General features: G+C 71.9%; 9 protein-coding genes. 3 read left to right on the top strand and 6 right to left on the bottom strand.

The window, feature by feature from the left end; all coding sequences use genetic code 11:
• The first annotated feature begins 263 nt into the window (after window positions 1–263).
• Window positions 264–1,292: an ATP-binding cassette domain-containing protein gene (locus tag AC5P09_RS22720; protein WP_493875644.1), complete on the top strand. Its 1,029-nt coding sequence runs from the start codon at window positions 264–266 to the stop codon at window positions 1,290–1,292.
• Window positions 1,289–2,137 (top strand): ABC transporter permease, encoded by an 849-nt coding sequence (locus AC5P09_RS22715; RefSeq protein WP_493875643.1) that lies wholly within the window; start codon window positions 1,289–1,291, stop codon window positions 2,135–2,137. Before AC5P09_RS22720 ends, AC5P09_RS22715 begins: the two co-directional genes overlap by 4 nt.
• Before the next feature lie 76 nt (window positions 2,138–2,213).
• On the opposite strand, the gene AC5P09_RS22710 is transcribed toward AC5P09_RS22715, so the two are convergent.
• The 6 genes from AC5P09_RS22710 to pdhA all read right to left on the bottom strand — a co-directional run bounded on the left by AC5P09_RS22710 (window position 2,214) and on the right by pdhA (window position 9,205).
• Window positions 2,214–3,311: a potassium channel family protein gene (locus AC5P09_RS22710; RefSeq protein WP_493875642.1), complete on the bottom strand. Its 1,098-nt coding sequence runs from the start codon at window positions 3,309–3,311 to the stop codon at window positions 2,214–2,216.
• A complete protein-coding gene (locus tag AC5P09_RS22705; protein WP_493875641.1) occupies window positions 3,308–4,720 on the bottom strand; it encodes a molybdopterin molybdotransferase MoeA in 1,413 nt (470 codons plus the stop codon). The genes AC5P09_RS22710 and AC5P09_RS22705 overlap by 4 nt, the downstream gene beginning before the upstream one ends.
• Window positions 4,717–5,634, bottom strand: a complete 918-nt coding sequence (locus AC5P09_RS22700) for an NTP transferase domain-containing protein (RefSeq protein WP_493875640.1) — start codon at window positions 5,632–5,634, stop codon at window positions 4,717–4,719. The genes AC5P09_RS22705 and AC5P09_RS22700 overlap by 4 nt, the downstream gene beginning before the upstream one ends.
• A gap of 81 nt (window positions 5,635–5,715) precedes the next feature.
• The gene (locus tag AC5P09_RS22695; protein WP_493875639.1) at window positions 5,716–7,068 is read right to left on the bottom strand and encodes a dihydrolipoamide acetyltransferase family protein; all 1,353 of its coding nucleotides are present in this window, start codon (window positions 7,066–7,068) and stop codon (window positions 5,716–5,718) included.
• Complete coding sequence (locus tag AC5P09_RS22690; protein WP_493875638.1) at window positions 7,068–8,072, bottom strand: alpha-ketoacid dehydrogenase subunit beta; 1,005 nt, start codon at window positions 8,070–8,072, stop codon at window positions 7,068–7,070. The genes AC5P09_RS22695 and AC5P09_RS22690 overlap by 1 nt, the downstream gene beginning before the upstream one ends.
• Window positions 8,072–9,205, bottom strand: a complete 1,134-nt coding sequence (gene pdhA / locus AC5P09_RS22685) for a pyruvate dehydrogenase (acetyl-transferring) E1 component subunit alpha (RefSeq protein WP_493875637.1) — start codon at window positions 9,203–9,205, stop codon at window positions 8,072–8,074. Before pdhA ends, AC5P09_RS22690 begins: the two co-directional genes overlap by 1 nt.
• A 189-nt stretch (window positions 9,206–9,394) precedes the next feature.
• On the opposite strand from pdhA, the gene AC5P09_RS22680 reads away from it, so the two are divergent.
• Entirely contained in the window at window positions 9,395–9,880 is a 486-nt protein-coding gene (locus AC5P09_RS22680) for an Lrp/AsnC family transcriptional regulator (RefSeq protein ID WP_266448292.1), read from the top strand.

Genomic DNA, 9,880 nt, shown 5'->3' with positions numbered 1-9,880 from the left:
CGGGCCGATCCTCGGGCCGATCCTCGGGCCGATCCTCGGGCCGATCCTCGGGCCGATCCTCGGGCCGATCCTCGGGCCGATCCTCGGGCGGATCCTCGGGCGGACCCACTTCCGTCCCTGGTCGGATCCTCGTCGGTCCCTGGGCGGACCCTTCGTCGGTCCTTCGACCGATCCCCCGGAAATTCGCTGGGCGCGACCGATGAGTTTGCGCGACCGTAAAGGTCTCCCCATGCGTAACCCAAGTGCGTGGAAGGAAACCCACCATGAGCCAGCACACGTCCGGCCTGGCCATCGAGACCGCAGGCCTGGTGAAGACGTTCGGCGAGACACGGGCCGTCGACGGAGTCGACCTCGCGGTGCCGGCAGGCACGGTCTACGGCGTCCTCGGCCCGAACGGCGCCGGAAAGACGACCACGGTTAAGATGCTCGCCACCCTGCTCCGGCCGGACGGCGGCGAGGCCCATGTCTTCGGACACGACGTCGTACGAGACGCCGACGAGGTCCGCGGCCGGGTCAGCCTCACCGGCCAGTACGCATCGGTGGACGAGGACCTCACCGGCACCGAGAACCTGGTCCTGCTGGGCCGGCTGCTCGGTCACCACAAGAAGGCCGCGCGGGAGCGTGCCGGGCAGCTGCTGGAGGCCTTCGGCCTCACGGACGCGGCCGCCAAGCAGGTCAAGCACTACTCCGGCGGCATGCGGCGCCGTATCGACATCGCCGCCTCCATCCTCAACACCCCCGAGCTGCTCTTCCTCGACGAGCCGACGACCGGCCTCGACCCGCGCAGCCGCAACCAGGTGTGGGACATCGTGCGCGCGGTCGTCGCCCAGGGCACTACCGTGCTGCTGACCACGCAGTACCTGGACGAGGCCGACCAGCTGGCGTCCCGGATCGCGGTCATCGACCAGGGCAAGGTGATCGCCGAGGGCACCAAGGGCGAGCTGAAGGCCTCCGTGGGCGCCGGTTCCGTACATCTGCGACTGCGTGATCCGGCGCAGCGGCCGCAGGCCGAGCAGGTGCTGCGGCTGGCCATGGACGCGGACGTGCAGCTGGAGCCGGATCCGGTGGCGCTGACGGCCCGCGTCGGAAGCGGGGCGTCGAACGGGCAGGGGGCGGCCGAGCAGGCGGCCCGCGCGCTCGCCGAGCTGGCCCGCACCGGCGTGATCGTCGACAACTTCTCCCTGGGGCAGCCCAGCCTGGACGAGGTCTTCCTCGCCCTCACCGGACACGACACCCACGACGCGAAGAACTCCACCGACACGGACGACTCGAAGGACGAGGTGGCGGCATGAGCACCGCGACGACCACGGAGACCAAGGACCTCGCCCCCGTCAGGGCCGAATCCCTCGCGGCGCTGCTCGTCACCGGTGAGCGGCCGCCGCGTCCGAGCGCCCTGTCGGCCTCACTGACCTTCGGCTGGCGGGCCATCCTCAAGATCAAACACGTGCCGGAACAGCTCTTCGACGTCACGGCGTTCCCGATCATGATGGTGCTGATGTACACGTACCTGTTCGGGGGCGCCCTGGCCGGGTCCCCGAAGGAGTACATCCAGTTCCTGCTGCCGGGCATCCTGGTGATGTCGGTCGTGATGATCACGATGTACACCGGCGTCTCGGTGAACACCGACATCGAGAAGGGCGTCTTCGACCGGTTCCGCAGCCTGCCGATCTGGCGGCCGTCGGTGATGGTCGGCTATCTGCTCGGCGACGCCCTGCGCTACACGATCGCGTCCGTCGTGATGCTCACGGTCGGCATGATCCTCGGCTACCGCCCGGACGGCGGGGTCGCCGGAGTGCTTGCCGGGATCGCGCTGCTGGTCGTGTTCTCGTTCGCGTTCTCGTGGATCTGGACCATGTTCGGGCTGATGCTGCGCACCGAGAAGTCGGTGATGGGCGTCAGCATGATGGTGATCTTCCCGCTGACCTTCCTGTCCAACGTCTTCGTCGACCCGAAGACCATGCCGGGCTGGCTGCAGGCGTTCGTCAACAACAGCCCGGTGACCCATCTGGCGTCGGCGGTGCGCGGCCTGATGGCGGGCGACTGGCCGACTGAGGAGGTCGCCTGGTCGCTGGGCTGGGCGGGCCTGTTCGTGGCGGTCTTCGGGCCGATCACGATGCGGCTGTACAACCGCAAGTAGCCCGCCCCTCAACCGCCTTACGGCTTCACCGCCTTACGGCTTCACCGCGACCAGGAGCCCCACCCCATCACCGCTCTCAGTCCTGGCGCAGCGGGCGGACGTCGGGCGCGATCTGCGAGCCCGGCGTCGCCCGCACGATGGTGATCAGCCGGTCCGTCAGCTGCAGCGTGCCGACGGCCGCATCGTCGTATCCGAGCACCCGATGCCCGCGTACGACGCTCACCACCAGGTCGTCCGTCTCCTTCGGGCGCTTGCCCACCTCGGCCTTTATGACCGGCCGTTCGATGATGTCGAGCCCGCTGCCCTGCTGGATCAGATCCTCCATCACCATGCCGGCCGCGGGGCTCAGCACGGACAGGCCGAGCAGCCGCCCGGCGGCACTGGCGCTGGTGATCACCGCGTCGGCGCCGGACTGCTTCAGCAGCGGGGCGTTCTCCTCCTCCCGCACCGCGGCCACGATCTTCGCGCCCTTGTTGAGCTGCCGGGCCGTCAGCGTCACGAGGACCGCCGTGTCGTCGCGCTGCGTCGCGATGATGATCTTCCGGGCCCGATGCACCTCGGCCCGCATCAGGACGTCGCTGCGCGTCGCGTCCCCGATGATCCCGGCGTACCCGTCCGCGGTCGCCGCGTCGATCACCTTGGAGCTGGGGTCGACCACGACGACCTGCTCCTTCTTCAGTCCCGTCGCACAGACGGTCTGGATCGCCGAGCGCCCCTTCGTGCCGAAACCGATGACGACGGTGTGGTCACGCAAGGTGGACCTCCAGCGGTTGAGTCGCCATTCCTCACGCGTGCGCTCGGTGAGAACCTCGAGCGTGGTGCCGACCAGGATGATCAGGAACAGCACGCGCATCGGCGTGACGACGAAGATGTTGGTGAGCCGGGCGGCGTCGCTGACCGGGGTGATGTCGCCGTATCCGGTGGTCGAGAGGGTGACGGTCGCGTAGTAGAGGGAGTCGAGGAGGTCGACGGAGCCGTCGGAGTTGTCGTTGTATCCGTCATGGTCGGCGTAGACGATCAGGGCGGTGGCCGCGAGCAGGAACAACGCCATGGACACGCGCCTGGCGACCTGCCGGAACGGATGCTCCACCACCTTCCGGGGGAGTTTCACCCGATGAGTCACGAGATGCTCGTCCGCCTGACGGGCGATCGCGTCCTGGCCCGGAAGTTTCACGTGAAACACACCCCGATTCCGGCCGTGGCCCAGGGCAGGTCGAGCAGTTCCGTCTCCTCACCGGGCCGCGCCCCGCCCGGTGGTACGACGGCCAGGGCGTCGGAGCCCGCGATGCCCCGCAGCATCGCCGGGCCGTTGTAGTGCAGCGGCACGGCACTGTCACCGCGCAGGACCACGGGGATGAGCCGGGTGTCGTGCGGATGCCCGTGCGCCTCGTCCCGCAGCGGCAGCGTGTACGGCTCCGGGGCGGGGCGTGCCGCGAGGGTGCGCAGCAGCGGCTCGGCGAGCGTGAGCAGACCGGAGACGGCCGCGAGAGGGTTGCCGGGCAGGCCGACGAGGTGCTGGTTCTCCTTGGTGCGGGCCAGCAGCATGGGGTGGCCGGGGCGCACCTTGACGCCGTCCACCAGGAGTTCGGCGCCGATGCGCTGAAGAGTGGGGTGGACATGGTCGACGGGGCCGGAGGCGGTGCCGCCGGTGGTGACGATCACGTCGGCGCCCGAGGTGGTGATCGCCTTGTGGAGCGCCTTGGCGTCGTCGCCGAGCCGGCGTACGGCGGTGACCTCGGCGCCGAGCGCGCGCAGCCAGGGCGGGAGCATCGGGCCGAGCGCGTCCCGGATCAGCCCGTCGTGCGGCTTGCCCTCGGTGAGCAACTCGTCACCGAGGACGAGGACTTCGACGCGGGGGCGGGGTACGGCGGTGAGGGTGTCGTATCCGGCGGCCGCGGCGAGACCGAGCACCGCCGGGGTGACGAGGGTGCCGGCCGGGAGGAGGTGGTCGCCGCTGCGGCACTCCTGTCCGCGCGGGCGGATGTCCTGGCCGTGCGCCATCTCGCGGGTGGCGTGGAGGTGGCCCTTGTCGTCGGTGCGGCCGTGCTCGCTGCGCAGGACGGCGGTGGTGTCGAGGGGGATGCGGGCGCCGGTGGCGATCCGGACGGCCTCGCCGTCGGTGAGCGGCTCGGGCTCCGCGCGTCCGGCGAGTACGCCCTCCTCCCGAACGGCCCAGGGGCCGGGGCCCGCGACCGCCCAGCCGTCCATCGCCGAGGTGTCGAAGGAGGGCAGGTCGATGAGGGCGGTGAGGGGGGCGGCCAGGGTGAGGCCGAGGGCGTCGTCGAGGACGACGGAGACGGGGGCGCGGTGGCTGCCGCGGGTGACGGATCGAGCGGCGCGGGCGGCGATCGCGCGGGCCTCGGGCCAGGGGGTGGCCCGGTGGCGGGGGTCCGGTGGGGAAGACGCGCCGTGCCGGCCGGCTTGCGGGGCGGGTGCGGGCACGTGATCACCGGCGGTGTGGCCGTTCCCTTCCTTCACGAGGGCGAGCACCTCCTCGACGTCGAAGTCCTCGGCGTCCTCGGCGTCCTCGGCGTCCTCGGCGTCCTCGGCGTCCTCGCCGGTCCGGGCGGCGCGGGCGGTCATCCGGCGTCCGGGCGGGCGTCCGGCGTGGCGTCGGGGGCCTTGTCCGGCTTGGCGTCGGCGGTGTCCTCGTCTGCCCAGCGGAGGGCGAGGGCGGCGGCCTTGCGGGACGCCTCGGCCACCGCCTGAGGGCCTCCCCCGGCCTGCGCGGCCGCGTAGCCGACGAGGAAGGTGGTCAGCGGTGCCGCGGGCCTCGCGACGCCGTGGGCGGCGTCACGGGCGAGGTCGAGCAGCACACCGGTGTCGACGTCGAGGTCGATGCCCAGCTCGTCCTTGACTGCGGAAATCCATTCATCCAACACGTGCCCATGCTCCCTGATGCGTGCCCTTGCAGTGGCGATGTCGTCCCAGGTGTCGCAGTCGAAGGACGCGACGGGGTCCGGGACGCGGGTGAGGTCGAGACCGGCGGTGAGCCGGCGCAGAGGCAGCCCGTTCGCGCTGCCGTGCGCCTTGACGAGGGCGGCCAGTTCCCGGCGCAGTGCGGACGCGCGGTACGCGGCCACCAGCGGCTGGTCGCGGCCGTCGGCGTCGGTGAGCAGCACGCCGTCGGCGCCGGTCGCCCCGAGGGCGGTCAGCAGCCGCCGTACCGTCGCCTCGCCGAGGAACGGCAGGTCGGCGGAGAGGACGACGACCTGCTCGGCCGTGGTGTGCCGCAGCCCGGCGTCGAGCGCGGCCACCGGTCCGCCGCCGGGCGGATCCTCGCGTGCCCAGGTCACGGGCCGCGCGGTCGGCCGGGGATCGGCGACGACGACGGTGGTACGCGCGTCGGCGCAGGCGGCGAGCACCCGGTCGAGCAGCGCCCGCCCGCCCACCCGTACGCCGGGCTTGTCCGCACCGCCGAGCCGCCGGGCGGCACCGCCGGCGAGTACGACGGCGTCGTACTCGGCGTCAGCGAGGTGCGGCTCGTGGGCGGTCACCCCCCGAGTATGCGTGCCGCCGCGATCACAGGGAACGCCGATCACAGGGAAGGCGGGAGGGGTCTCGCCGTCACAGCGTGATCAGAGGGTGCGCAGGAGGACCGCCGGCTGTTCCACGCAGTCCGCCACGTACCGCAGGAAGCCGCCCGCCGTGCCGCCGTCGCACACCCGGTGGTCGAAGGTGAGCGAGAGCTGGACGACCTGGCGCACCGCCAGCGCGCCCTCGTGCACCCAGGGCTTGGGCACTATGCGGCCGACGCCGAGCATGGCGGCCTCGGGGTGGTTGATGATCGGCGTGGAGCCGTCGACGCCGAACACTCCGTAGTTGTTCAGCGTGAAGGTGCCGCCGGTCAGTTCCCGGGGCGTGAGTCGGCCCGCGCGGGCCGACTCGGTCAGCCGGGCGAACTCCGCGGTCAGCGACTCCGCGTCCCGCGCCTGCGCGTCCCGTACGACGGGCACGACGAGTCCCCGCTCGGTCTGCGCGGCGAACCCGAGGTGCACGGCGTCGAGCCGGACGATCTCCCTGGCCTCCATGTCCACGGTGGAGTTGAGCTCGGGGTAACGGGCCAGGGCGGCGGTGCAGATGCGGGCCAGGAGGGCGAGGAGGGAGATCTTCGGCCCTCCGGCGGCGTTCATCGCGGTGCGCGCCCGCATGAGTTCCGTGGCGTCGGCGTCCACCCAGCAGGTGGCGTCCGGGATCTCGCGCCGGCTGCGGGAGAGTTTGTCGGCTGCGGCGCCCTGGATGCCCTTGAGGGGGATGCGGGTGGCTGCGGCGGTCGGTGCGGTCGGTGCGGAGAGGGCCGGGGTGGCGGTGGTGGTCGGCGCCACGGGCAGGTGTTCTTCGGCTGTCGGCATCGCCGTATGCCCGGCCGGGACCGCCGTACGCCCCTGCGCGGCGGCGGCCCGCAGCGCGTACTCGACGTCGGCCCGCAGGATCAGCCCGTCGGGCCCGGAGCCGTTCAGCTCCCTGAGGTCGAGGCCGTTCTCGCGGGCGAGGCGGCGCACCAGCGGCGAGATCACCGGAACCGGACCGTCGGCCGACTCGGAGGCGCCGACCTGCCCGTTCGCCGCAGCGGCCGCCGGAGCAGGCTGTCCCGGCCGCACCCTGCGGCGGCGCGCGGGCGCCTGAGAGGTGCCGTATCCGACGAGTACGTTGCCCGAGGCCTCGGCCGGGGCGCCGGAGGCCGGCGCACCCACGGCGACCGTGATCAGCAGCGCCCCGACGGGCAGTTCCGTGCCCTCCTCGCCGAAGCGGGCGGTGACGACCCCTGCGTAGGGGCAGGGCACCTCGACCATCGCCTTGGCCGTCTCGACCTCGACCACGGGCTGGTCGACGGCGACGACGTCACCGACCTCGACCAGCCAGCGGACGATTCCCGCCTCGGTGAGCCCCTCCCCGAGGTCGGGGAGCTTGAACTCGAGCACTTGTGCCATCAGCCCTCGGCCTCCCATTGCAGACGCCCCACGGCATCCAGGATCCGGTCCACGCCGGGCAGGTGGTGACGCTCCAGCATCGGCGGCGGGTAGGGGATGTCGAACCCGGCCACGCGCAGCACCGGCGCCTCCAGATAGTGGAAGCAGCGCTCCGTGACACGGGCCGCGATCTCCCCGCCCGGGCCGCCGAACCCGCCCGACTCGTGTACGACGACCGCTCGCCCGGTCCGCCGTACCGAGGCGCAGACCGTCTCGTCGTCGAACGGCACCAGGGAGCGCAGGTCGACGACTTCGAGGTCCCAGCCCTCTTCCCGGGCTGCCTCGGCGGCTTCGAGGCAGACGGGCACGGACGGCCCGTACGTGATGAGTGTGGCGCTCCGGCCCGAGCGCCGCACCACCGCGCGGCCTATCGGTTCAACGGTCTGCGGGTCGTCCGGGTTCCAGGAGTCCTTGGACCAGTACAGGCGCTTGGGTTCGAGGAAGACGACCGGGTCGTCGGAGGCGATGGCGGCGCGCAGCAGGCCGTAGGCGTCGGCGACCGTGGCGGGCGTGACGACATGGAGGCCCGGAGTCGCCATGTAGTACGCCTCGGACGAGTCGCTGTGATGCTCGACCCCGCCGATGCCGCCGCCATAGGGGACGCGGATGGTGAGCGGGAGCGGCATCGCGCCGCGGGTGCGGTTGCGCATCCTCGACACATGGCTGATCAGTTGCTCGAACGCCGGGTAGGCGAACGCGTCGAACTGCATCTCCACTACCGGGCGCAGCCCGTACATCGCCATGCCGACGGCCGTGCCGAGGATGCCCGCCTCGGCCAGCGGGGTGTCCGTGCAGCGGTCCTCGCCGAACTCCTTGGCGAGCCCGTCGGTGACCCGGAAGACACCGCCGAGGGTGCCGACGTCCTCGCCCATGACGTGCACGGTCGGGTCGGCGGCCATGGCGTCGCGCATCGCGCGCGTGAGCGCCTGCGCCATGGTGGCCGGCTTGAGGGCGACGGTCGTCATCAGTGCGCCCCTTCCTGTCCCGCCGCCAGCTCGGCACGCAACTGGGCCTGCTGCTCGCGCAGTTGCGAGGTGGGCTCCGCGTACACGTGGGCGAACAAGTCCATGGGGTCGAGCGGCGGGTCCTGGTTCATGCGCTCACGCAGGTCGGCGGCCATGGTCTCGGCGGCGTCGCGCGCGGCCTGGATGCCCTGCTCGTCGAGGAGGCCACGCTCGGTCAGCTCGTGCTCCAGGAGGGCGATCGGGTCGTGCCCGCGCCAGGTCTCGACCTCGGCGTCGGCGCGGTAGCGGGTCGCGTCGTCGGCGTTGGTGTGGGCCTCGACGCGGTACGTGATCGCCTCGACCAGCGTGGGACCGCCGCCCTGGCGCGCGTGCCGTACGGCGTCGGCGAGGACCTGGTGCACGGCGGCGGCGTCGTTGCCGTCGACCAGGCGGCCGGGCATGCCGTAGCCGACGGCCTTGTGGGCCAGCGACGGGGCCGCGGTCTGCTTGGCGAGCGGGACGGAGATGGCGAAGCCGTTGTTCTGGACGAGGAAGACGACCGGGGCCTGCCAGACGGCGGCGAAGTTCAGCGCCTCGTGGAAGTCGCCCTCACTGGAGCCGCCGTCGCCGACCATCGCCAGCGCGACCACGTCGTCGCCCTTGAGGCGGGCGGCGTGCGCGAGGCCGACGGCGTGCGGGAGCTGGGTGGCGAGCGGGGTGCACAGGGGGGCCACGCGGTGCTCGCGCGGGTCGTAGCCGGTGTGCCAGTCGCCGCGCAGGAGGGTGAGGGCCTGGACGGGGTCCACACCGCGGGCGACGGCCGCGAGGGTGTCGCGGTAGCTGGGGAAGAGCCAGTCGCGGTCCTCGAGAACCAGCGCGGCGGCGACCTCGCAGGCCTCCTGGCCGGTGCTGGACGGGTAGACCGCCAGGCGGCCCTGCTTGGTGAGGGCGGTGGCCTGCGCGTTGTACCGGCGGCCCCGTACCAGTTCGGCGTACAGACGGCGCAGCAGCCCGGGATCGGCCTGTGCGGCCGCCTCGGTGCCGAGGACGCGGTACGGACGCGCGTCGGGCAGCAGCGGCGCGGGGTCGGTGCGGGGCTGCCAGGCGGGCGGCGGGGTCGGCTTGTAAGCGCCCCGCTGCTCCATGACCGTCATGACGGCACCTCCTCGTGGGAGCGGCTTCAGGCGCGTCACGGGTGTGATGCGCCTCACCTACCGATTGTTCGGTCGTCGGCACATTTTGGCTACCGGCACCCTCAGGCTGTGGACAAACGGTTCTGCACAGCCTCAAATGAACGCAGTACGTCCATGGTAGAGAGGCGGGGGCACATGGCATCTGAACAAATGGCCGAGAGCCCGGAAGGCAGCGGCCCCCAGCCGCCCGCACGCCCGCTCGATCCCATCGATCTGGACATCCTGCAGATGCTCCAGGCGGACGGCCGCGCGTCGATAAGGTCGGTCGCCGAACGGGTCCATGTCTCGCGCGCCAATGCCTACGCCCGTATCAACCGCCTCATCGAGGACGGCGTCATCCGTGGCTTCGGGGCTCGGGTCAACCACGAACGCGCAGGTCAGGGCACCTCGGCGTACATCACCCTGAAGATCGTCCAGAACTCCTGGCGCACCGTTCGCGAACAGCTCAGACAGCTGCCCGGCGCCTCCCACATCGCCCTGGTGGGCGGCGACTTCGACGTACTGCTCCTGGTGCACACGTCCGACAACAGGGCCCTGCGCGAGCTGGTGCTCACCCGCCTCCAGGCGATCCCCGAGGTGCTCAGCACGCGCACGCTGCTGGTATTCGAGGAGGAGGACCTGGAGCCGCAGGGCTGA

It is taken from the genome of Streptomyces sp. a15, from assembly GCF_059026085.1.
The sequence above is the reverse complement of the archived record's forward strand: the minus strand, read 5'-3'. Positions and strand labels throughout refer to the sequence as shown.

Bases quoted from the DNA above. Each gene is read 5' to 3' on its own strand.
- AC5P09_RS22715 (WP_493875643.1), top strand. From the start codon at position 1,289: ATGAGCACCGCGACGACCACGGAGACCAAGGACCTCGCCCCCGTCAGG.
- AC5P09_RS22705 (WP_493875641.1), bottom strand. From the start codon at position 4,720: ATGACCGCCCGCGCCGCCCGGACCGGCGAGGACGCCGAGGACGCCGAG.
- AC5P09_RS22680 (WP_266448292.1), top strand. From the start codon at position 9,395: ATGGCCGAGAGCCCGGAAGGCAGCGGCCCCCAGCCGCCCGCACGCCCG.
- pdhA (WP_493875637.1), bottom strand. From the start codon at position 9,205: ATGACGGTCATGGAGCAGCGGGGCGCTTACAAGCCGACCCCGCCGCCC.
- AC5P09_RS22695 (WP_493875639.1), bottom strand. From the start codon at position 7,068: ATGGCACAAGTGCTCGAGTTCAAGCTCCCCGACCTCGGGGAGGGGCTC.
- AC5P09_RS22690 (WP_493875638.1), bottom strand. From the start codon at position 8,072: ATGACGACCGTCGCCCTCAAGCCGGCCACCATGGCGCAGGCGCTCACG.
- AC5P09_RS22720 (WP_493875644.1), top strand. From the start codon at position 264: ATGAGCCAGCACACGTCCGGCCTGGCCATCGAGACCGCAGGCCTGGTG.